Here is a 21,449-nt window from a genome sequence, read left to right on the forward strand (position 1 = left end):
ACCGATTAGGGTGGGTGTCTCAGTTATTGGACACCCGAACCTGGAGGGCCGGCAGTGAGCACCGAGCTGCGTCGTCTGCGCAACTACATCGACGGAGAGTTCCGGGACGCCACCGACGGACGGACCACCGAGGTGGTGAACCCGGCCACCGGCGAGGCGTACGCCACCGCCCCGCTGTCCGGGCAGGCCGACGTCGACGCCGCGATGGCGGCCGCCGCGGCCGCGTTCCCGGGGTGGCGGGACACGACCCCGGCCGAGCGGCAGAAGGCCCTTCTGAAGATCGCGGACGCCTTCGAGGAGCGCGCCGAGGACCTGATCGCGGCCGAGGTGGAGAACACGGGCAAGCCGGTGGGGCTGACCCGCTCCGAGGAGATCCCGCCGATGATCGACCAGATCCGCTTCTTCGCGGGTGCGGCCCGGATGCTGGAGGGCCGCTCGGCCGGTGAGTACATGGACGGGATGACCTCGATCATCCGCCGTGAGCCGGTCGGCGTCTGCGCGCAGGTCGCGCCGTGGAACTACCCGATGATGATGGCCGTGTGGAAGTTCGCCCCGGCGATCGCGGCGGGCAACACGGTCGTGCTGAAGCCGTCGGACACCACCCCGGCGTCCACCGTGCTCATCGCGGAGATCCTCGGGGAGATCCTGCCCAAGGGCGTCTTCAACGTCATCTGCGGCGACCGCGAGACCGGCCGCATGATGGTCGAGCACCCGATCCCGGCGATGGCCTCCATCACCGGCTCCGTGCGCGCGGGCATGTCCGTCGCCGAGTCGGCCGCCAAGGACGTCAAGCGGGTCCACCTGGAGCTGGGCGGCAAGGCGCCGGTCGTCGTCTTCGAGGACACCGACATCGCCAAGGCCGTCGAGGACATCTCCGTGGCGGGCTTCTTCAACGCCGGGCAGGACTGTACGGCGGCCTGCCGCGTCCTGGTCCACGAGGCGATCCACGACGAGTTCGTCGCCGCGCTGGCGAAGGCCGCCGCCGACACCAGGACCGGGCAGCCGGACGACGAGGACGTGCTGTACGGGCCGCTGAACAACCCCAACCAGCTCCAGCAGGTCGAGGGCTTCATCGAGCGGCTGCCCGCGCACGCGCGCGTGGAGGCCGGCGGCAAGCGCGTCGGCGACAAGGGCTACTTCTTCGCGCCGACCGTCGTCTCGGGCGTCAAGCAGGACGACGAGATCATCCAGAAGGAGGTCTTCGGGCCGGTCATCACCGTCCAGTCCTTCCGCGACGAGGACCAGGCGGTCGAGTACGCCAACGGCGTCGAGTACGCCCTCGCGTCCTCCGTCTGGACCAAGGACCACGGCCGCGCGATGCGGATGTCGAAGAAGCTCGACTTCGGCTGCGTGTGGATCAACACCCACATCCCGCTGGTCGCCGAGATGCCGCACGGCGGCTTCAAGAAGTCCGGCTACGGCAAGGACCTGTCGGCGTACGGCTTCGACGACTACACGCGGATCAAGCACGTGATGACCTCGCTGGAGGCGTGAGGTCTCCCTGGCTCGCGGCCCCGGACGGAGGACGGACCGTCCGGGGCCGTGGTCTGTCCGGGCGTTGTCCCGCGGTGATCGACAAGGCGTCCGCGCTTGCGGGCGGGCTCGACGCAGCGTCGCCTCCCACCTGTCGAGGCCACCCGCCCTGTCCTGTTCGAAGACACCCGCGTTGTCCCGCCGATCCCTGCTGCGCGCCCTCGGCGGCGGTGCCGCGCTCGGCGCGCTGGCCGGTTGCGGGGTGCCCGCGGCGTACGTGGCGCCCGGCGACCGGGCCGCCGCCGACCGCTCGGCCCGCGAGAGGCGGCTGACGTGGGCCAACCGGCCGCTGTACATCGGCACCGACGACGCCGGGCGGAAGCGGCCCACACTGGAGGCCTTCGAGCGGCGCACCGGGATCGCCGTGGACTACGTCGGGGAGATCAACGACAACGACGAGTTCTTCGGCAAGATCAGCCCCGCCCTGATGAACCACCAGCCCACCGACCGCGACTGTGGAAGCCTTCGCCGCCTGGGTACGCTCCGGGTCATGGTCTTCCAGCCGTCGACGGAACCCGCCGTCTTCCACGCAGCGCTCCGCGAGCAGTTCGAGACATTCCTCGATGAGCACCGATCCGCCCTGCACGACAGTCTGAACGGACTGACCGAAGAGCAAGCACGCCGGTCGCTGGTCCCGTCCAAGACCACGCTGCTCGGCCTGGTCAAGCACGCCACGTTCGTCGAGAAGGTGTGGTTCGACGAGGCGATCACCTGCCGATCCCGTACCGAGATCGGCATTCCCGGCTCGCCCGACGAGTCGTTCGACCTCCACGACGGCGACACGATCGCCTCAGTCCAGCGCGCCCACCAGCAGGCGTGCGCGGCGTCCCGTCAAGCCACGGCACAGCTGACGCTGGACGACCTCGTACGAGGCAACCGCCGGGGCCCGCTGCCGCTGCGCTGGGTCTACCTCCACACGCTGCGCGAACTGGCCCAGCACTGCGGCCACGCCGACATCCTCCGCGAGCAGATCCTCAGCGGCACGGCACGCCACGGCTGAAACGGGGACTGCCCGTGCGACACCGCAGCCCGGTACGCACGTCCCCGGCGGCTTCACCCTGGACGACTTCGCCATCGACACCGCCGCCGCCACGGTGACCTGCCCCGCCGGACACACCGTCCCCCTGTCCGACCCCGGCGGGCAGTGTTCCAGGGGAACGCGCCGGGCGGGGCCGCCGCCGAAAAAGTGTTATCCGCCTGCCCACCGCTCCGTCTCCGACAGGGGGTGCGACCCCCGGCATGGCCACCAGCGCGGGTCGGACCGAGAAGGTGCGTGCGGACGTCGGATGAGGGTGGAGAGGACTGAGGTGGACGGGCGGCAGTGGCGGTCGACCATCGCGGCGGCGCAGGCCGGGGACCGGCGGGCGCTGGACGAGCTGGTCGAGGGCTGGCTGCCGCTGGTCTACAACATCGTCGGCCGCGCGCTGAACGGTCACGCCGACGTCGACGACGTGGTCCAGGAGACGATGCTGCGCGCCGTCGGCAACCTGGGCTCGCTGCGCGACCCGGACAGCTTCCGGTCCTGGCTGGTGGCGATCGCCATGCGCCAGATACGGGACCGGGCCCGGCGCAGCCGCCCCACCGCGCCCGTCGCCGCGGTGCCCTCCGACGCCTTCGACTTCGCCGAACTCACGGTGCTGCGGCTGCAGTTGGAGGGTCAGCGGCGCGAGGTCGCCGAGGCCGTGCGGTGGCTCGACGACGAGGACCGGCAGCTGCTGTCGCTGTGGTGGCTGGAGGTCGCCGGGGAGCTGACCCGGCGCGAACTGGCCGCCGCCGTCGGCATCAGCCGGCAGCACGCCGCCGTCCGCGTCCAGCGGATGAAGGAACGGCTGGAGACCGCCCGAGGCATCGTCCGCGCCCTCGACGGCGCCTGCCCCGACCTGCGCGAGCTGACCGCCCGCTGGCCCGGACGGCCCGACTCCGTGTGGCGCAAGCGGCTGGCCCGGCACATCCGGGGCTGCGGCTACTGCTCGGACGCCCGCGAGTCCGTCGTACCGGCGGAACGGCTGCTCGTCGGCATCGCGCTCGTCCCCGTCCCGGTCGGCTTCACGCTGTCGCCGGCGTTCGGCGGCAAGACCGCCGTGGCCGCCACCTCCGTCGGCTGGTCCGCCAAGGTCATGACCGCGCTCACCAAACCGGCCGTCGCGGTGACGGCCGGGGCGACGATCGTCGCGGGCGGCGCGTACGTCGTCACACAGACCCCGGAGGACACCCCGCGCCGCCCGACGGCCGCCGCCCCAGCCCTCCCGACTGCCACCAGCACGCCCGGCCCACAGAGCCCGACCGCCTCGCCGTCCCCGACGCCCTCACCGTCACCTTCGGTCACGCGGACCGACCTGTACGGCACGGTCGTCGACGCCGTCGACCGGGCGCCGGGCCCGAACGCCCGCCCCGCCGCCCTGCCGCGCCGCCCCGAGACCGGGCTCACCAGCACCGGCGGTGCGCACGCCTTGATGAACCACCGCGGCGACAGCGTCACCCTCACCGGCCGGGGCTATGTCCTCGTCCGCTGGCAGATCTCGCCGAAGTACCGCCCCGGCGCCCTCGTCATGCCCGCCTGGACCGGCCTCGACGGCAAGCTCTTCCACGTCGCCTCCGGCGGCGGCCGCCGGATGGACGACCCGCTCCGGGGCAGCCCCGACGGCTACGCCACCGGCATGGGCGGCCCGGACATCGGCTACGCCGAACTGCCGCCCGGCACCCAGCAGATGTGGCAGAACGAGTACTTCTACGTCGACGGCACCGTCACCCTCACCGTCAACGAACGCGGCGCCGACTACGGCCTCAGCGTCTTCCCCTCGACCTGGGACGACGTGCACGAGGACGTCAACCACGGGCCGCCCGACGGCGCGATCCGCTACGGCCTCGTCCGCGACACCGGCGGGGACGACACGCCCGTGCCGCAGTACGTCACCCGCGACCACCCGGCCGACCCGGCGACGGTCCCTCAACGCTCCCGCGTGTGACGCTCCTGCGCGGCCGTCACCTCGCCGCCGTGCGCGAAGGCCCAGGCCCCCGGGCCGGTTCCCACCCGGCTGGTGTTGATCGCACAGCCTCGACCGCTCGCTGAGTGGTGGGGCGGCGTGAGCCAGGGGTCCTAGCCGCGCCTCGCCCATGCGACCGGCGGCTGGGCGGTGCGCAGGGCGCACAGGGCGTCGACGCGGTTGGTGGTGATCGAGTCGACGCCCAGGGCGAGCAGGCGGCGCATGGTGCGGCGGGTGTCGGGGGTCCACACGGACAGCAGGTAGCCGTCCTGGTGGACGCGGGCGGACAGGTCGCGGCTCACCAGGCCGAAGCGGTAGTTGAGCCAGCGCGGCCGCACCACGTCCAGCAGGGCCGGGCGCGGTGGGGCCAGGGTCGTCCAGGTGAGGGCGATCTCGGCGGCCGGGTCGGCGGCCCGTACCGCGAGCATCGCGGTGGCGCCCGCGCAGTAGTACACGCGGTCCGCCGCCCCGCACTCCCGTACGACGTCCACGACCCGGCGTGCCGCCCGGACGTCGGGCGTGCCCGGCAGGTCGAGCATCACCCGGTGTCCGTCGGTCGCCGTGAGCGCCTCCGCGAGCGTCGGCACCCGGCCCGCCGTCAGCCCGCGCACCTCGTCCGCCGACAGCGACAGCAGCGGCCGGTCGTGCTCCCACAACCGCTTCAGCGTCTCGTCGTGCAGCAGCACGGGGACGCCGTCCCGGGTCAGCCGTACGTCGATCTCGACCGCGTCCGCGCCCAGTCGGAGCGCGGAACGCAGCGAGTCGATCGTGTTCTCGCGGAAGTGGTAGGGGGCACCGCGGTGGGCCACGGCGGTCACGTTCGGCATGGGGCCATTGTGGTGGGGCGTCAGCGCGCGAGCCATGCCGAGGTGTAGGTATCGATCTCGTCCTTGACACGGACCTTGCCGGCCTCGTCGAGGAAGGACGCCTCGACCGCGTTCTTCGCGAGGTCCGCGAGGCCCCGCTCGTCGAGGTCGAGCAGCCGGGCGGCGACGGCGTACTCGTTGTTGAGGTCGGTGCCGAACATCGGCGGGTCGTCGGAGTTGATGGTGACGAGGACGCCGGCCCGGGTGAACTCCTTGATGGGGTGTTCGTCGAGGGTGCGGACCGCGCGGGTGGCGATGTTGGAGGTGGGGCACACCTCCAGCGGGATGCGGTGCTCGACGAGGTGCGCCAGCAGCTTCGGGTCCTGGGCCGAGCTGGTGCCGTGGCCGATGCGCTCGGCGCGCAGGTGGGTGAGGGCGTCCCACACCGTCTCCGGGCCGGTCGTCTCACCGGCGTGCGGCACGGAGCGCAGCCCGGCGGCTCTCGCCCGGTCGAAGTACGGCTTGAACTGCGGCCGCGGCACGCCGATCTCCGGCCCGCCGAGGCCGAAGGAGACCAGGCCCTCGGGCCGCAGCTTGTCGTCCGTGGCGAGCCGGGTCGTCTCCTCGGCGGCCTCCAGGCCCGCCTCGCCGGGGATGTCGAAGCACCAGCGCAGTACGGTCCCGAAGTCGGCCTCGGCCGCCTTGCGGGCGTCCTCGATCGCGTCCATGAACGCCTGCTCGTCGACACCGCGCCGGGTGGAGGAGAAGGGGGTGATGGTCAGCTCGGCGTACCGCACCTGCTGGCGGGCCATGTCCCGGGCCACCTCGTACGTCAGCAGCCGGACGTCCTCCGGGGTGCGGATCAGGTCGACGACGGACAGGTACACCTCGATGAAGTGGGCGAAGTCCGTGAAGACGAAGTAGTCGACCAGGGCCTCGGGGTCGGTGGGGACCCTGGAGTCGGGGTGGCGGGCGGCGAGTTCGGCGACGATCCGGGGGGAGGCGGAGCCGACGTGGTGGACGTGCAGTTCGGCCTTGGGCAGTCCGGCGATGAAGGCCTTCAGGTCCCGTGGGGCGCGGGGGTCGACGAGATGCTCGGTCAAGGGTTCCTCCCCGGAACGGCGCCCCTGCCGGTGCGTGGCGGGCGGGGCGCGGGTGATCGGCTGATCGGTGACTCGGGTCATCGTAGGCGGTGGGGCAGCGCCGCTTTCAGGCGTGGTGGGGGCACACCGCTTTCAGGGTGTGCGGCTCTACCGATGTGCGGCTCCGCCGCGTGGGCGCGACAGCCCCCCGCACCCGCACTGTGGGCCGTGGCGGACGGCCCCGTAGCATGGCGGCACGATCAACCCAGGGGGGATGCGACATGACGGACGGGACGCAGTCCGGCGGAGGCGGCCACGACCCGTGGGCGCCTCCCGGGAACAAGAGTTCGCTCGACAAGAACCAGGCGCCCGACGCCGCACCGTCCACACCGCAGCCGCCCTCCGTGCACGACCAGGCCACGGTCACCTCGATGCCGAGCGCGGGCTTCACCCCGCCCGCCGGGACGACACCGTTCGACTACTCCGGCCCCGGCCCCGGCCCCGCCGTCCCACCCCCGCCCGTCGCCCCCACCGGCCCGGGAGCAACCGGCGGCTACGGCTACCCCGGCTATCCCCAGGGCGGCTACGGCTGGCCCGGTATGCCCATGGCCCCTCAGAACGGCATGGGCATCGCGGCGATGGTGCTGGGCATCGTCTCGTGCACCCTGTTCTGCTTGTACGGCGTGGTCTCGCTGGTGACCGGCATCCTCGCCGTCGTCTTCGGTATCAAGGGACGCAAGCGGGCCGAGGCCGGAGTGGCCACCAACCACGGTCAGGCCCAGGCAGGCCTGATCATGGGCATCATCGGGATCGTCCTCGGCGTCGCGGTGATCGTCCTGATCGCCGTCGGGGTCATGGCCGCCATCAACAGCGACGAGTCGTACGACGAGGACCCGTACTACGGCGCCCGGGCCCCCGTGGCCACCGCCCTGGCGTGATCCTGGGCATCCTCGCGATCATCTTCGGCGCCATCGGCCGGGGCAAGGCCACGCGCGGTCAGGCCACCAACAAGGGCGCGGCGACCGCCGGGCTCGTCTGCGGCATCATCGCCACCGTGATCCTGCCGCTGCTGGGCCTCCTGCTCCTCGCCGGCATCATGGGCCGGCTCGGCGCGGCTGCCTGAACGCCGCGTCGACGCGCTGCGGGGCCGGTCCCCGGACCGGCCCCTCGCTCATGCCGCGCGCAGCCGCTCCCGCGCCCCCATCAGCGCGAACCCCAACAAATTCAGCCCCCGCCACCGCTCCGGATCCCCCGCGGCCTCGTCCTGCGCCGCCAGCCCGATCCCCCACACCGGATCCACCGGACTCGCCTCCACCAGCACCCGCTCCCCGGTGCCCAGCAGAAACTCCCGCAGATCGGCGTGCGCGGCGAACTTGTGGACGCTGCCCTCGACCACGATGGCGAACCGCTCGCGCTCCCACACGGCCTCGTCGAAGCCCCGCACCAGCCGCCCCGCCTTCTTCGCCTCGGCGGGACCCCCGGCCGCCAGCACACGCCGCTCCGCCTCCGCGTCCCGGAACAGCCGCGCCTTGCCCGCCATCATCCAGTGCTCCGCCGTCGCGTACTCCACCCCGTCCACGGTGAACGGCGACGGCCACCACTGGCTCAGACAGCTCGCGCCGACCTGCCCGTCCGGCCGCGGCCGGTGTCCCCAGAAGTGCAGATACCTGATCCGAGCGCCCGCACGGACCTCCCTGACCAGCGCGTCCCTGGAATCGATCACTTCCCTGACCCCCTCCGTCCTCTGCATGCATGCGAGTCTGGCAGGCACTACTGACACTCCGTCCCCCCTTTTGGGCGCCGACTCGACACGTGGTCGACAGATTCCGTCGCTTAACCAAAAGGCAACAACGGAATCACTTGTTGGACGACCACCCCTCTGTCAGGATCGGCACTCAAATCGAGCTGGAGCTACGCCACCCGCCCCGAGGGACAGCGGGGCGACGGCGGAGGAGAGCGACATGCACAACCCGGGCAAGACCATCCCGGAACGATTCCCGGCCCAGGACCGTTTCGCGGACGGCGCGCAGTACCTCGCGGGCCGCCTCACGAAGGGCACCTCGGGCCGGACCCACGCGGTCGTCGACCCGGCCACCGGCGAGGAGGTCCTCACCTACGACCTGGCGGGCACGGACGACGTGGACGCGGCCGTCGCCGCCGCCCGCGCGGCGTTCCCGGCGTGGGCCGGCGCCACCCCCGGTGAGCGTTCCGACGCGCTGCACCGTTTCGCCGCCGTCCTCGCCGAGCGCGCGGAGGATTTCGCCCGCGCGGAGTCCCTGCAGTGCGGCAAGCCGCTGAAGCTGACCCGCGAGTTCGACGTGCCGGGCACGATCGACAACACGTCCTTCTTCGCGGGGGCCGCCCGGCACCTCCAAGGGCAGTCCGCCGGTGAGTACTCCGGCGACCACACCTCGTACGTCCGCCGCGAGCCCATCGGCGTCGTCGGCTCCGTCGCGCCCTGGAACTACCCCCTCCAGATGGCCGCGTGGAAGATCCTCCCGGCGATCGCCGCGGGCAACACGATCGTGCTGAAGCCCGCCGAGCCGACCCCGCTGACCTCGCTGCTGTTCGCGCAGGCCGCGACCGACGCCGGTATCCCGGACGGTGTCGTCAACATCGTGACCGGCACCGGCAAGGAGGCCGGTGAGCACCTCGTGGGCCACCCGGACGTGGCCATGACGTCCTTCACCGGCTCCACCGCCGTCGGCAAGCGCGTCGCCGAGATCGCCACCGCCACCGTCAAGCGGCTGCATCTGGAGCTGGGTGGCAAGGCGCCCTTCGTGGTGTTCGACGACGCCGACCTGGACGCCGCCGTCAACGGCGCGGTCGCGGGCGCGCTGATCAACACCGGACAGGACTGCACGGCTGCCACGCGCGCGTACGTGCAGCGGCCTCTCTACGAGGCGTTCGTCGACAAGACCGCCGCCCTCATGGAAACCGTCCGCCTCGGCGACCCCTTCACCCCGGGCACCGACCTCGGACCGCTCATCTCGCACGTCCAGCGCGACCGCGTCGCCGGTTTCGTCGACCGGGCGCGTGCCTACGCGCGCGTGGTCACCGGTGGGCAAGCCCCGCAGGGCGAGCTCAAGAACGGCGCGTACTACCGGCCCACCCTCGTCGCGGACGCGCCCCAGGACAGTGAGATCGTCCAGTCCGAGATCTTCGGACCGGTCCTCGTGGTCCTGCCCTTCGACACCGACGACGAAGGGATCCGGCTCGCCAACGACACCCCGTACGGTCTCGCGGCGTCCGCCTGGAGCCGTGACGTCTACCGTGCGAACCGCGCCACCCGCGAGATCAAGGCGGGCTGCGTATGGGTGAACGATCACATCCCGATCATCAGCGAGATGCCGCACGGCGGATACCAGCAATCCGGCTTCGGCAAGGACATGTCCGTGTACTCGTTCGATGAGTACACGCAGCTCAAGCACGTTATGTTCGACAATACGGCGGTCGCTCGGAAGGACTGGCACCGCACGATCTTCGGGGACCGATAACCACTTCAGGCCGCCCGAACCGCGGCCGCCCATCCCGAAAGGGCACCACGCGCATGGAGCAGTACGAGCCCGACCGCCCGTCCGCGGCCCAGGTGGCCGCCATGCGGCGCAGCCTGCGCAGCGGCAGGGCCTCCCTCACCCGCCGTTCGCTGCTGCGCGCCTCCGCCGGCGGCGCGCTCGCGGTCGGCGGCCTGGGGGCGCTGAGCGCCTGCGGCATTCCCCCGGCGGCGCAGACGTCCGGAGTGTCGTCCGAGGACCACTCGGCGAAGGAGAAGACGGTCAACTTCTCCAACTGGACCGAGTACATGGACGTCGACGAGAGCGGCAAGCGTCATCCGACGCTCGACGAGTTCAAGAGGCGCACCGGCATCACCGTCAAGTACACGGAGGACATCAACGACAACGTCGAGTTCTTCGGCAAGATAAAGCCGCAACTGGCGGCCGGCCAGGACACCGGCCGCGACCTGATCTGTGTGACCGACTGGCTCGCCGCGCGCCTGATCCGCTTCGGCTGGGTCCAGAAACTGGACGCGTCCAACCTGCCCACCGCGTACGCCAACCTCTCCCAGCAGTTCCGCAGCCCCGACTGGGACCCGGGACGGGCGTACTCCTACCCCTGGACCGGCATCTCCACGGTCATCGCCTACAACAAGAAGGCGCTGGACGGCGTCGAGGTCACGTCCGTCTCCGACCTGCTCGACAATCCCAGGCTCAAGGGCCGCGTCGGCTTCCTCACCGAGATGCGCGACAGCGTCGGCATGACGCTGCTGGACATGGGCAAGGACCCGGGCACGTTCAGCGACGACGACTTCGACGCGGCGATCGCCCGTCTGCAGAAGGCCGTCGACAAGGGCCAGATCCGCCGTTTCACCGGCAACGACTACACCTCGGACCTCAGCAAGGGCGACTTCGCGGCCTGCCTCGCCTGGGCCGGTGACGTGGTCCAGCTGAAGGCGGACAGCCCGGACGTCGACTTCGTGATCCCCGACAGCGGTTACATGACGTCGACGGACAACCTGCTGGTGCCCAACAAGGCCCGCCACAAGACCAACGCCGAACGGCTCATCGACTTCTACTACGAGCCGGGGCCGGCCGCGCAGCTCGCCGCGTACATCAACTACGTGTGCCCGGTGGACGGGGTGAAGGCGGAACTCGCCAGGATCGACGAGGACGCGGCGAACAACCCGCTGATCATTCCCGACGAAGAGATGGCCGCCAAGTCTCACGCCTTCCGCTCGCTGAGCTCGAAGGAAGAGACGGCTTATGAAGAGAAGTTCGCGAAGCTCACAGGGGCGTGACGACGACGATGACGACGAAGAACAGCAGCGGCGACGTCCGCCTCTCCGGAATCAGCAAGACCTACGGCTCCTTCACCGCCGTACACCCGCTGGACCTGACCGTCCCGCAGGGCTCCTTCTTCGCCCTGCTCGGCGCCTCGGGCTGCGGCAAGACCACCACCCTGCGGATGATCGCGGGACTTGAGGAGCCGACGAGCGGCACCGTCCGGCTCGGCGACCAGGACGTGACCGCGCTGCCGCCGCACAAGCGGCCGGTGAACACGGTCTTCCAGTCGTACGCCCTCTTCCCGCATCTCGACATCTTCGAGAACGTCGCCTTCGGCCTGCGCCGGCGCGGCATCAAGAGCGTGAAGAAGCAGGTCGAGGAGATGCTCGACCTGGTCCAGCTCGGCGAGCAGGCCCGCAAGAAGCCGCACCAGCTCTCCGGCGGCCAGCAGCAGCGCGTCGCGGTCGCCCGCGCGCTGATCAACCACCCCAAGGTGCTGCTCCTGGACGAGCCGCTCGGCGCCCTCGACCTGAAGCTGCGCCGCCAGATGCAGCTGGAGCTCAAGCGCATCCAGACCGAGGTCGGGATCACCTTCGTCCACGTCACGCACGACCAGGAGGAGGCCATGACGATGGCCGACACGGTCGCCGTGATGAACGCGGGCCGGGTCGAGCAACTCGGCGCCCCCGCCGAGCTGTACGAGAACCCGCGCACCACCTTCGTCGCCAACTTCCTCGGCACCTCCAACCTGATCGAGGCCGAGGTCGACACCAGGACGGGCGACGAGATCGTCCTCAAGGCGGGCGGCGGCAAGCTCACGCTCCCCGCCGAGCGCTGCTCCGCCTCCACCGCGACCGGCGGCAAGGTGCTGGTCGGCGTGCGCCCCGAGAAGATCTCCCTCGTCCACGCGGACGACGCAGGCGAGATCCCGGAGGGCCGCAACCGGATCACCGGCACGATCGCGGACGCCAGTTTCATCGGCGTCTCCACGCAGTACGTCGTCGACAGCCCCGTCTGTCCCGAGCTCGCCGTCTATGTGCAGAACGTCGAGCGCGACGGCCGCCTCACCCCCGGCGCCGACGTCGTCCTGCACTGGAGCCCCGCGCACACCTTCGGCCTGGATTCCGCGCAGTCCCTGCTTGCCGGGACAGCGGGCTCCGCGGGCATCGAGGAAGAGGCCGCCTGATGTCGACGCTCACCGAGGCGCCACCGCCGCTGGCTCCCGCACCGGAGAAGAAGCCAGCGCGCAGACGCGGCCGCCTCACGCCGTACTGGCTGCTGCTGCCCGGCATCCTCTGGCTGCTGATCTTCTTCGCGCTGCCGATGATCTACCAGGCCTCCACCTCCGTGCAGACGGGCTCCCTGGAGGAGGGCTACGAGGTCACCTGGCACTTCGCCACCTACTGGAACGCGCTGTCCGAGTACTGGCCGCAGTTCCTGCGCTCGGTGCTGTACGCCGGATCCGCGACGGTCCTGTGTCTGCTGCTGGGCTATCCGCTGGCGTATCTGATCGCGTTCCGCGCGGGCCGCTGGCGGAACCTGATCATGATCCTGGTGATCGCGCCGTTCTTCACCAGCTTCCTGATCCGCACCCTCGCCTGGAAGACGATCCTCGCGGACGGCAGCCCGGTCGTCGGCGCCCTCAACACCCTGCACATCCTGGACGTCACCAGCTGGCTCGGCATCACCGCCGGGGACCGGGTGCTGGCCACCCCGCTGGCGGTCGTGTGCGGTCTGACGTACAACTTCCTGCCGTTCATGATCCTGCCGCTGTACACCTCGCTGGAGCGCATCGACAGCAGGCTGCACGAGGCGGCGGGCGACCTGTACGCCAAGCCCTGGACGACCTTCCGCAAGGTCACCTTCCCGCTGTCGATGCCCGGTGTCGTCTCCGGCACGCTGCTGACCTTCATCCCGGCCGCCGGTGACTACGTGAACGCCGATCTGCTCGGCTCCACCGACACCCGCATGATCGGAAACGTCATCCAGTCGCAGTTCCTGCGGATTCTGGACTATCCGACGGCCGCGGCGCTGTCCTTCATCCTGATGTTCGCGATCCTCATCATGGTGACGCTCTACATCCGCAAGTCCGGCACGGAGGATCTGGTTTAAATGGCCTTCGTCAACTGGCTCAAGCGCCATCTCGTCGTCGTCGCGGGGCTGTTCACGCTCGGATTCCTGCTGCTTCCGAACGTGGTCGTGACGGTCTTCTCCTTCAACCAGCCGAAGGGCCGTTTCAACTACGAGTGGCAGGAATTCTCCACGGCCGCCTGGACCGATCCGTGCGGGGTCGCCGACCTGTGCGGCTCGCTCTCCCTGAGCCTGCAGATCGCCCTCTGGGCGACGCTCGGCGCCACGGTCCTCGGCGCGATGATCGCCTTCGCGCTGGTGCGGTACCGCTTCCGCGCGCGGGGCGCCGTCAACTCGCTGATCTTCCTGCCCATGGCGATGCCCGAGGTGGTGATGGCGGCCTCGTTGCTGACGCTCTTCCTCAACATGGGGGTGCAGTTGGGATTCTGGACGATCCTGATCGCGCACATCATGTTCTGCCTCAGTTTCGTCGTGACGGCCGTCAAGGCGCGCGTGATGTCGATGGATCCGAGGCTGGAGGAGGCCGCGCGCGATCTGTACGCAGGCCCGTTCCAGACCTTCGTCCGGGTCACCCTGCCGATCGCCGCCCCCGGAATCGCCGCGGGCGCGCTGCTCGCCTTCGCGCTCTCCTTCGACGATTTCATCATCACCAATTTCAACGCTGGTTCGACCGTCACCTTCCCCATGTTCGTCTGGGGCTCGGCACAGCGCGGCACGCCCGTCCAGATCAATGTCATCGGTACGGCCATGTTCGTCGTCGCCGTACTGTTCGTCCTGGCCTCCATGGCCATCGGCAGCCGCCGAAAGCGCCAGAAGGCGTAACGCATCGTAGGGAGTTGAAATCATGGCCCCAAGCGCCATGAGCCGTGGCAACGACAACGACAACTGGACGACGTCCCTTTCCGAAGCCCAGCCGGTCCCGTACTGGCTGGACGATCCCGGCAGGCCCCACCCCGAGCCCGCGCTGACCGGCGCCGAGACCTGCGACCTGCTGGTCGTCGGCGGCGGCTACAGCGGACTGTGGACCGCGCTCAACGCCAAGGAGCGCGACCCCGGGCGCGATGTCGTCCTGCTGGAAGGCCGCGAGGTGGGATGGGCCGCCTCCGGCCGCAACGGCGGCTTCTGCGCCGCCTCCCTCACCCACGGCCTGCCCAACGGCCTGACCCGCTGGCCCGACGAGATCCACAAGCTCCAGGAGCTGGGCGCCCGCAACCTCGACGGCATCGAGGCGGCGGTCGCCCGCTACTCCATCGACTGCGACTTCGAGCGCACCGGCGAGCTCGACGTCGCCACCGAGACCTACCAGGCGTGGGAACTGCGCGACCGGTACGAGGAGATGGAGCGCAAGGGCCTCGCCGACGGCGTGGAGTTCCTGGACGCCGAAGCGGTACGGGCACAGGTCGACTCACCGACCTTCCAGGCGGGCCTCTGGGACCGCCGCGGCGTCGCCATGCTCCACCCCGCCAAGCTCGCCTGGGGCCTGAAGCGGGCCTGCCTCGACCTCGGCGTGCGCGTCCACGAGCACACCCCCGCCCTCACCCTGAAGCCGTACGGCGCCGGGATGGCCGTACGCACCCCCTACGGCCAGGTCCGCGCCCGCAAGGTCGCGCTCGGCACGAACATCTTCCCGAGCCTGGTCAGACGTGTCCGCGCGTACACCGTTCCGGTCTACGACTACGCCCTGATGACCGAACCGCTCACCGCCGAGCAACTCGGGGCGATCGGCTGGAAGAACCGGCAGGGCCTCGGGGACAGCGCCAACCAGTTCCACTACTTCCGGCTCTCCGCCGACCACCGCATCCTGTGGGGCGGCTACGACGCGATCTACCCGTACGGCGGCCGGGTGCGCGCCGAGTACGACGACCGCCCTCAGACGTACGCCAAGCTCGCCGGGCACTTCTTCACCTGCTTTCCGCAGCTGGAGGGCGTCCGCTTCACCCACGCCTGGGGCGGCGCGATCGACACCTGCTCGCGGTTCTCGGCGTTCTTCGGCACGGCACACGGCGGCAGGGTCGCGTACGCGGCGGGCTACACGGGCCTCGGCGTGGGCGCCACCCGCTTCGGTGCCGACGTGATGCTGGACCTGCTGGCGGGGGAGCGGACCGAGCGCACCGAACTGGAGATGGTGCGCAAGAAGCCGCTGCCGTTCCCGCCGGAGCCGTTCGCGTGGACCGGCATCGCCCTCACCAAGTGGTCGCTGGCCAGGGCGGACGCCCACGCCGGGCGGCGCAACGTGTGGCTGCGGACGATGGACCGGCTGGGGCTGGGCTTCGACAGCTGAGCGTGACCCAGCTCACCCACAGTTGGGTGGGGAAACCCGCGTAATGCCTGCGGGAGACCTCCCTCTCCCTCGTGACGCGACCAGCGTCCACGAGCAGAGAGGGAGGTCTCCTCATGACAGGCGCGAAGACGGCGGTCGAGTGGCTGGCATCCGTCGCACCGGACCCCGAGGCCTGCCGCTGGGAATGGGAGCGCAACCCCCTGGGGGTCGCGCTGCTGCCCGCCGGCCTGGCCTGGGACGTACTGATCCTGCCGGGCGCGCTCGGCCATCGCACGCTGGACGTCCTCACCCGCATCCTCGACCGACCCGGCCCGGTGCTCGTCGACTTCGGGGACGCCCGGACGGGGTTCTTCGTACCGCCGGGCACGGCGTCCCGCTGGGTCGGCACGGGCATCCGCACCGCCGGAGCAGGGGTCTGGATCGTCGTCCCCTACCCGGGCCGCTCCACCGGCAAGGTCCGCTGGCTGGTCCCACCGGACGGCTCGGGCACGCTGACGGACCCGACCCTGCTGGAACTGGCGATGCACGAGGCGGCGGCAGGTCTGGCGACGCAGGAGGGGGACTGAGCGCTCCGCTGGAAGTGCCGCAGACGATCGACGGCATGGGTGATCGTGAACCTGATCTCGGCGCTGAAGACCCTCAAGGCGCGGTACGGCGACGACTTCGTGCTGACCATGGCGCCGGAGACCTTCTTCGTCCAGCTCGGCCACCAGTACTACGGCACCGGCACGTGGGGCGGCCAGGACCCGAGGGCGGGCGCGTACCTCCCGGTGATCCACGCGATGCGCGACGACCTCACCCTGCTGCACGTCCAGGACTACAGCTCGGGCCCGGTCATGGGTCTCGACAGCCAGTACCACTCCATGGGCGGCGCCGACTTCCACCACGTCCCCCCGGCCGAGGTCGTGAAGACCCTCCACTGCCTGACCAAGAAGACCAACTGCGGCTCGTACGCCACCCACGGCACCTGGCCCGCCCTGCGCGGCCTGATGACGTGGTCGATCAACTGGGACCGGTACGCGAACTGGGAGTTCCAGCGAACGTTCGACGGCTGCTTCGGCTGACGTACAGCACGTAGCCGCTGATCATGACAGTGCAGAGGCACCAACTGGCCACGACGTCCAGGGGCCAGTGGTAGCCGCGCCGGACCAGCCCGAAGCCGACGCCCAGATTGAGGGCGAGGCAGACGGCGAGCAGCGCGCGGCGGACGTAGGGGCCGTTCAGCCGGGGGAGGAGGAGCAGGGTCGCGCATCCGTAGGCGACCGCGGCGGTCGCGGTGTGACCGGAGGGGTAGTAGCCGACGGCCGGGGGGACGACCGGGGTGCCGGGGCGGTCGGTCAGTTCCTTGAGCGGGACGACGAGGACCGGTACGAGCGCCATGAGGACGACGGCGGCGGCCCCCGGCAGCCACCAGCGGTCCGTCCCCGCGCCCCGGGCCCGCCACGCGGTGTACCCGGTGACCAGGACGAGCAGGGGGACGGCGACCTGGACGTTGCCCAGATCGGCGAGGAGCTCGGAGAACCGGTCCGGCTGGACGAGCACACGGCTGAGCCGCTCGTCCAGCCGCACCAGCGGCCCGTCGGCGACGACCTGCCAGGTGATCAGTGCGAAGAGGACGGCGGGCAGCGCGAGCAACACAGGAAGCACGGGGAACAGCTTCGCAGGTGGGACGGCGGTGGTGTCACAGGTATGCACCACTGGCGCCGCAAGGCACCCGAACAGGCCGAAAGGCCGGCGCAAGGGGGGGTGTGCGCCGGCCTTTCAGGGGCGTACCGCTCCCAGCGGCCGTCCTGACCGGAACGTCGCGCGCCCCGGGGGGTCTGGGGCGAGCGACCGTCCGATCGGTGAGGAGACCCGGGGCCGAGGGCCCCGGTGGTGTGCGCGAGGCACGACCAGGTCGAAGCTGGGGAGGCCCCGGCCTGATGTCACCCACAGTTCCCTGCGGGCGGGGTGTCTCTCATCTGCGTCAGAACCTACGGCAGGCGCCGCGGGTGCGACAGGCGGAATCCCGACCCGCCATCCACCTCCCACACGTTCTTCACACGCCCTGACGTGGGGCGCGGGATGAACAGGCCGGTGCTCAGATGGGCGCTCGGACGCGCGCTCAGATGCGTGCGAACGCCTGCTCGATGATGTCGAGGCCCTCGTTCAGCAGGTCCTCGCCGATGACCAGCGGCGGCAGGAAGCGCAGCACGTTGCCGTAGGTGCCACAGGTCAGGACCAGCAGGCCCTCGGCGTGGCAGGCCTTGGCGAGCGCGGCGGTGGCCTCCGGGTTGGGCTCCTTGGTGGCGCGGTCCTTCACCAGCTCGATGGCGATCATGGCGCCACGGCCCCGCACGTCGCCGATGATGTCGAACTTCTCGGCCATGGCGGTGAGGCGGGACTTCATGACCGCCTCGATGTTCTTCGCCCTGGCGTTGAGGTCCAGTTCCTTCATCGTCTCGATGGCGCCGAGCGCACCGGCGCAGGCGACCGGGTTGCCGCCGTAGGTGCCGCCCAGGCCACCGGCGTGCGCGGCGTCCATGATCTCGGCGCGACCCGTCACGGCGGCCAGCGGCAGACCGCCCGCGATGCCCTTGGCGGTGGTGATCAGGTCCGGGACGATGCCCTCGTCCTCGCAGGCGAACCACTGGCCGGTGCGGCAGAAGCCGGACTGGATCTCGTCGGCGACGAACACGATGCCGTTGTCGTTCGCGAACTTCACGATCGCGGGCAGGAAGCCCTTGGCCGGCTCGATGAAGCCGCCCTCACCGAGCACCGGCTCGATGACGATCGCGGCGATGTTGTCGGCGCCGACCTGCTTGGACATCTGGTCGATGGCCTGCTGGGCGGCCTCCGGGCCCGCGTTCTCCGGGCCGGTCGGCCAGCGGTAGCCGTACGCCACCGGCACCCGGTAGACCTCGGGCGCGAACGGGCCGAAGCCGTGCTTGTACGGCATGTTCTTGGCGGTCAGCGCCATGGTGAGGTTCGTACGGCCGTGGTAGCCGTGGTCGAAGACCACGACGGCCTGCCGCTTGGTGTACGCACGGGCGATCTTGACGGCGTTCTCGACGGCCTCGGCGCCGGAGTTGAACAGCGCGGACTTCTTGGCGTGGTCACCCGGCGTCAGCTCGGCCAGCGCCTCGGCGACCTCGACGTACCCCTCGTACGGCGTGACCATGAAGCAGGTGTGCGTGAAGTCGGTGAGCTGGGCGCTCGCCCGGCGTACGACGGCCTCGGCGGACGCGCCGACGGACGTCACGGCGATACCCGAACCGAAGTCGATCAGCCGGTTGCCGTCGACGTCCTCGATGATTCCGCCGCCCGCGCGCGCGGTGAACACCGGCAGCACGGAGCCCACGCCCTGGGCGACCGCGGCGGTGCGACGGGCCTGCAGCTGAAGCGACTTCGGGCCGGGGATGGCGGTGACGACGCGGCGCTCCTGCGGGATTGCGGTCATGAGGGGCTCCCTGATGATCTTGCGGACCGGCCATTCCGGATGAACCGAACATTCCGGGTGGGGGTTTTCGGACGCTTGCCTTGTTTCTTCGCAGGCTAGGGCCGGGGATGGGGTGTGGGCATGCTCCATGTGGGCGTTGTCGCCGGAACGGGTTGTCCGTGGTGGACATAGCGTGGTGGGGACCCGTCGGCGCGGCCCCGGCGCGCAATCGCCGAACTGCCCTTGCGAGGGCGTTAGATTGGCTCGCTGATGGTGGACGGAGCGGCTGGTCAGGGGGCAAGGGCGATGGACAGCGACGGGACGCAGGACGCGCGGCGCGCACAGGCCAACCCCGTGCCGCGACCGGCCGGGCCGCCGGAACCCCCCGCTGTGCCGCCGCGGCCCTCGGTGCCGCCCCGGCCGGACGGCTCCGCCTTCCTCACCTGGCTGCGCACGCCCCGGCCGGAGGCGGCGCCCGGGGTGTGGCGGTTCGGGTACCGGCCGCGGCCCGACGAGGAGCCGGAGGTGATTCCCGGGCGTCAGCTGATCAGCGGGGCTCTGATCGCCTTCCTGGTCGGCTGGTTGATCTGGTCGCTGCTGCAGAACGGCTACCTCGGCACCTGGTGGTGGATTCCGTTCGACCTGATCGTCCCCGACTCCTGGCGCGGCGGCGACAGCCGGATCGGCCAGGTCGGCAATGTCGTCGTCTACCAGGGCTACCAGGTGCTCGTCGCCCTGGCCATCATGGTCGCGGCGGGCCGTCTCGGCCGCTGGGGCGAGGTCTGGCGCCGCTTCGTGGCCCCCCGCTTCCGGCGCCCGCGGCCCCGGCAGACGGCCCCCGCCCCCGCGGACGACCCCGCCGCGTGGAACCAGCTCCGCGCCGCCGGTGCGGTGGAGGCCGCCGAGCGGCTGGCGCGTGACGCGCGGGCCGGGCTCATGCGGGACGTGGACCACGCGCGCATCGCGCGGGCCTGGCAGGGCGTGCGCAGCGGGCGGCACAGCCTCGCCTCGTTCACCTCGGCCGTGCTGAAGGACGGCGCCGCCGCCTGCCTGCACCCCTCCGGCGAACGCGACCTGCCCGCCCGGCTCGCCCGGCACGACCTGGTCACCGGCCAGGTCCGGCTCGGCACCACCGCCGACGACGCCCGCAACCCCTACGCCTACCGCGGCACCGGCCTCGCCCTCGGCCCCGACCTGCTCGGCACCTCACTCCTCGCCGTCGGCCCGGCCGGCTCCGGCAAGACCGGCACCGTCGTCCGCCCGCTCGCCGAGTCGCTCTGCCTGCAGGCGCTCGCCGGACGCGCCGCCGTCGTGGTCGTCGGAGCGGCGGGGGCCATGCTCGGCCCGGCCGACGCCTACGACGTCGTCGTACGCATCGGCAACCCGGAGTCCGTCCACGACCTCGACCTGTACGGCGGCACCACCGACCCCGACGAGGTCGCCGCCATCCTGGCCGAGGCGCTGGTCGGGGACCTCGCCGACCCGCACCCGGGCAGTGACAGCCGCCGCTCCACCACGGTGCTGGCCCAGCTCCTCGGCCCGTTTCGCGCGGTCCACGGCCGCTTCCCCTCCGTACCGGAACTGCGCGGGCTCCTCGACGGCGCGCCCGGCCCGATGGGTGAGCTGCGTACGGCGCTGCAGCAGGCCGGGCAGGACTCCCTGCTGCGTGAACTCGACGCCCGCGAGCGGCAGACGGGCCGGCCGGGAGACGTGAGCGGCGTGCTCGCCGACCGGGTGGCGCTGCTGGACCGTCCCGCCTTCGCTGGGTTCTTCGACACGTCCGGACAGTCCCGGCCGTTCTCCCTGAAGGCCCTCGACCACCCGGTGCGGGTCCGCATCGACCTGCCCGAACGCGGGCACGCCGACGCCTCGCGGATGCTGGCGCGGCTGGTGCTGGCGCAGTTCACGGCGAGCGTGGCGGTACGGGAGGACCGCTCGCTGTTCGCCTGCCTGATCCTGGACGACGCGACCGGCGTCGTGACGCCGGAGGCCGTCCGGGGCATCCAGCGGCTGCGGTCGGCGCACGCCGGGGCCGTACTGACCCTGCGCACCCTGGACGACGTACCGCGCCCGCTGCGTGGCCCCCTGCTCGGGGCCACCGGATGCAGGGTCGCGCTGTCCGGGCTCACCCCGTGGGACGGGCAGGACTTCGCCGAGGTGTGGGGCAAGGAGTGGACCGAGGCCCGGGACGTCACCGACCGGCAGATCATCGCCGAGACCCCGGCGGGCAAGGCCGTGCACATGCTGCGCCGGGTGATCACCGGGAAGGCGCCGACCGCCCGGGCGGTCACCGTGCGGCAGGTCGAGCGGGAGCGGTGGTCCGCGTCCGAGCTGGCGCACGCGGTGCCGCCCGGGCATGCCGTGCTGTCGCTGACGAACGTGAAGGGTGAGCACGCGCCGCCGCTGCTGGTGGATCTGCGCGACTGACGATTTCGGGGTGCCGGGACCGTACGGTGCGGCAGAATCGACACAG

17 protein-coding genes and 3 pseudogenes are annotated in these 21,449 nt (G+C 71.1%); 15 read left to right on the forward strand and 5 right to left on the reverse strand.

Translation table 11 applies throughout. From position 1 onward, the window contains the following. The first annotated feature begins 54 nt into the window (after positions 1-54). The 4 genes and pseudogenes from KWI83_RS21070 to KWI83_RS21085 all read left to right on the forward strand — a co-directional run bounded on the left by KWI83_RS21070 (position 55) and on the right by KWI83_RS21085 (position 4,499). The gene (locus tag KWI83_RS21070) at positions 55-1,494 is read left to right on the forward strand and encodes a gamma-aminobutyraldehyde dehydrogenase (protein WP_218515921.1); all 1,440 of its coding nucleotides are present in this window, start codon (positions 55-57) and stop codon (positions 1,492-1,494) included. A 148-nt stretch (positions 1,495-1,642) separates the two neighbouring features. Further along, positions 1,643-2,026, forward strand: a pseudogene (locus KWI83_RS21075) (spermidine/putrescine ABC transporter substrate-binding protein); the annotation flags it as partial. Continuing rightward, the gene (locus KWI83_RS21080) at positions 2,024-2,533 is read left to right on the forward strand and encodes a DinB family protein (protein WP_218515995.1); all 510 of its coding nucleotides are present in this window, start codon (positions 2,024-2,026) and stop codon (positions 2,531-2,533) included. The pseudogene KWI83_RS21075 and the gene KWI83_RS21080, both read left to right, overlap by 3 nt. A gap of 286 nt (positions 2,534-2,819) precedes the next feature. Continuing rightward, the gene (locus KWI83_RS21085; RefSeq protein WP_218515922.1) at positions 2,820-4,499 is read left to right on the forward strand and encodes a sigma-70 family RNA polymerase sigma factor; all 1,680 of its coding nucleotides are present in this window, start codon (positions 2,820-2,822) and stop codon (positions 4,497-4,499) included. A gap of 131 nt (positions 4,500-4,630) precedes the next feature. Here KWI83_RS21085 and KWI83_RS21090 read toward each other — a convergent pair whose 3' ends face one another. Next, on the reverse strand, positions 4,631-5,344 hold the full coding sequence (locus KWI83_RS21090; protein ID WP_218515923.1) for a glycerophosphodiester phosphodiesterase: 714 nt from the start codon (positions 5,342-5,344) through the stop codon (positions 4,631-4,633). 20 nt (positions 5,345-5,364) lie between these two features. Further along, positions 5,365-6,426, reverse strand: a complete 1,062-nt coding sequence (locus KWI83_RS21095) for an adenosine deaminase (protein ID WP_374106340.1) — start codon at positions 6,424-6,426, stop codon at positions 5,365-5,367. Between the two features lie 260 nt (positions 6,427-6,686). Here KWI83_RS21095 and KWI83_RS21100 point away from each other — a divergent pair, with 260 nt between their 5' ends. Together KWI83_RS21100 and KWI83_RS21105 are read left to right on the forward strand one after the other, a co-directional pair. Next, positions 6,687-7,343: a DUF4190 domain-containing protein gene (locus KWI83_RS21100; protein ID WP_218515925.1), complete on the forward strand. Its 657-nt coding sequence runs from the start codon at positions 6,687-6,689 to the stop codon at positions 7,341-7,343. Continuing rightward, positions 7,337-7,528: pseudogene (locus tag KWI83_RS21105) on the forward strand (DUF4190 domain-containing protein); the annotation flags it as partial. The gene KWI83_RS21100 and the pseudogene KWI83_RS21105, both read left to right, overlap by 7 nt. 48 nt (positions 7,529-7,576) lie before the next feature. Here the strand turns inward: KWI83_RS21105 and KWI83_RS21110 are convergent. Then, positions 7,577-8,155 carry an NADAR family protein gene (locus KWI83_RS21110; protein ID WP_218515926.1) on the reverse strand — a complete coding sequence of 193 codons (579 nt, stop codon included), beginning with the start codon at positions 8,153-8,155 and terminating at the stop codon, positions 7,577-7,579. A 211-nt stretch (positions 8,156-8,366) separates the two neighbouring features. Between KWI83_RS21110 and KWI83_RS21115 the strand changes: the two genes are divergently transcribed. From KWI83_RS21115 to KWI83_RS21150, 8 genes and pseudogenes are all read left to right on the forward strand, one after another. Beyond that, positions 8,367-9,902 carry a gamma-aminobutyraldehyde dehydrogenase gene (locus KWI83_RS21115; RefSeq protein WP_218515927.1) on the forward strand — a complete coding sequence of 512 codons (1,536 nt, stop codon included), beginning with the start codon at positions 8,367-8,369 and terminating at the stop codon, positions 9,900-9,902. A 53-nt stretch (positions 9,903-9,955) separates the two neighbouring features. Continuing rightward, positions 9,956-11,200, forward strand: coding sequence for a spermidine/putrescine ABC transporter substrate-binding protein (locus tag KWI83_RS21120; protein ID WP_218515928.1), 1,245 nt, complete (start codon positions 9,956-9,958; stop codon positions 11,198-11,200). Between the two features lie 8 nt (positions 11,201-11,208). Further along, positions 11,209-12,372, forward strand: a complete 1,164-nt coding sequence (locus tag KWI83_RS21125) for an ABC transporter ATP-binding protein (RefSeq protein WP_218515996.1) — start codon at positions 11,209-11,211, stop codon at positions 12,370-12,372. After that, complete coding sequence (locus tag KWI83_RS21130) at positions 12,372-13,298, forward strand: ABC transporter permease (RefSeq protein WP_218515929.1); 927 nt, start codon at positions 12,372-12,374, stop codon at positions 13,296-13,298. Before KWI83_RS21125 ends, KWI83_RS21130 begins: the two co-directional genes overlap by 1 nt. Beyond that, a complete protein-coding gene (locus tag KWI83_RS21135; RefSeq protein ID WP_218515930.1) occupies positions 13,299-14,099 on the forward strand; it encodes an ABC transporter permease in 801 nt (266 codons plus the stop codon). Between the two features lie 22 nt (positions 14,100-14,121). Further along, positions 14,122-15,558 carry an FAD-binding oxidoreductase gene (locus KWI83_RS21140; RefSeq protein ID WP_218515931.1) on the forward strand — a complete coding sequence of 479 codons (1,437 nt, stop codon included), beginning with the start codon at positions 14,122-14,124 and terminating at the stop codon, positions 15,556-15,558. A 113-nt stretch (positions 15,559-15,671) separates the two neighbouring features. Then, on the forward strand, positions 15,672-16,124 hold the full coding sequence (locus KWI83_RS21145; protein WP_218515932.1) for a bifunctional DNA primase/polymerase: 453 nt from the start codon (positions 15,672-15,674) through the stop codon (positions 16,122-16,124). 39 nt (positions 16,125-16,163) lie between these two features. Beyond that, positions 16,164-16,622: pseudogene (locus KWI83_RS21150) on the forward strand (chitinase); the annotation flags it as partial. On the opposite strand, the gene KWI83_RS21155 reads toward KWI83_RS21150, so the two are convergent. Both KWI83_RS21155 and gabT read right to left on the reverse strand, forming a co-directional pair. Next, positions 16,561-17,205: a phosphatase PAP2 family protein gene (locus KWI83_RS21155; RefSeq protein ID WP_308122125.1), complete on the reverse strand. Its 645-nt coding sequence runs from the start codon at positions 17,203-17,205 to the stop codon at positions 16,561-16,563. The pseudogene KWI83_RS21150 and the gene KWI83_RS21155 sit on opposite strands and share 62 nt — an antisense overlap. Positions 17,206-17,662: 457 nt before the next feature. Continuing rightward, the gene (gene gabT / locus KWI83_RS21160; RefSeq protein WP_218515933.1) at positions 17,663-18,997 is read right to left on the reverse strand and encodes a 4-aminobutyrate--2-oxoglutarate transaminase; all 1,335 of its coding nucleotides are present in this window, start codon (positions 18,995-18,997) and stop codon (positions 17,663-17,665) included. Positions 18,998-19,282: 285 nt separating this feature from the next. Between gabT and KWI83_RS21165 the strand changes: the two genes are divergently transcribed. Further along, complete coding sequence (locus KWI83_RS21165) at positions 19,283-21,403, forward strand: ATP-binding protein (RefSeq protein WP_218515934.1); 2,121 nt, start codon at positions 19,283-19,285, stop codon at positions 21,401-21,403. The last annotated feature ends 46 nt before the right edge of the window (positions 21,404-21,449 follow it).

Origin of the sequence: Streptomyces sp. TRM70350 (assembly GCF_019219825.1) — a bacterium.
Taxonomy (GTDB): Bacteria; Actinomycetota; Actinomycetes; order Streptomycetales; family Streptomycetaceae; genus Streptomyces.

Coding starts and splice junctions, on each gene's coding strand:
- KWI83_RS21080 (WP_218515995.1), top strand. CDS start 2,024: ATGGTCTTCCAGCCGTCGACGGAACCCGCCGTCTTCCACGCAGCGCTC.
- KWI83_RS21085 (WP_218515922.1), top strand. CDS start 2,820: ATGAGGGTGGAGAGGACTGAGGTGGACGGGCGGCAGTGGCGGTCGACC.
- KWI83_RS21090 (WP_218515923.1), bottom strand. CDS start 5,344: ATGCCGAACGTGACCGCCGTGGCCCACCGCGGTGCCCCCTACCACTTC.
- KWI83_RS21100 (WP_218515925.1), top strand. CDS start 6,687: ATGACGGACGGGACGCAGTCCGGCGGAGGCGGCCACGACCCGTGGGCG.
- KWI83_RS21110 (WP_218515926.1), bottom strand. CDS start 8,155: ATGCAGAGGACGGAGGGGGTCAGGGAAGTGATCGATTCCAGGGACGCG.
- KWI83_RS21115 (WP_218515927.1), top strand. CDS start 8,367: ATGCACAACCCGGGCAAGACCATCCCGGAACGATTCCCGGCCCAGGAC.
- KWI83_RS21120 (WP_218515928.1), top strand. CDS start 9,956: ATGGAGCAGTACGAGCCCGACCGCCCGTCCGCGGCCCAGGTGGCCGCC.
- KWI83_RS21125 (WP_218515996.1), top strand. CDS start 11,209: ATGACGACGAAGAACAGCAGCGGCGACGTCCGCCTCTCCGGAATCAGC.
- KWI83_RS21130 (WP_218515929.1), top strand. CDS start 12,372: ATGTCGACGCTCACCGAGGCGCCACCGCCGCTGGCTCCCGCACCGGAG.
- KWI83_RS21135 (WP_218515930.1), top strand. CDS start 13,299: ATGGCCTTCGTCAACTGGCTCAAGCGCCATCTCGTCGTCGTCGCGGGG.
- KWI83_RS21140 (WP_218515931.1), top strand. CDS start 14,122: ATGGCCCCAAGCGCCATGAGCCGTGGCAACGACAACGACAACTGGACG.
- KWI83_RS21145 (WP_218515932.1), top strand. CDS start 15,672: ATGACAGGCGCGAAGACGGCGGTCGAGTGGCTGGCATCCGTCGCACCG.
- gabT (WP_218515933.1), bottom strand. CDS start 18,997: ATGACCGCAATCCCGCAGGAGCGCCGCGTCGTCACCGCCATCCCCGGC.
- KWI83_RS21165 (WP_218515934.1), top strand. CDS start 19,283: ATGGACAGCGACGGGACGCAGGACGCGCGGCGCGCACAGGCCAACCCC.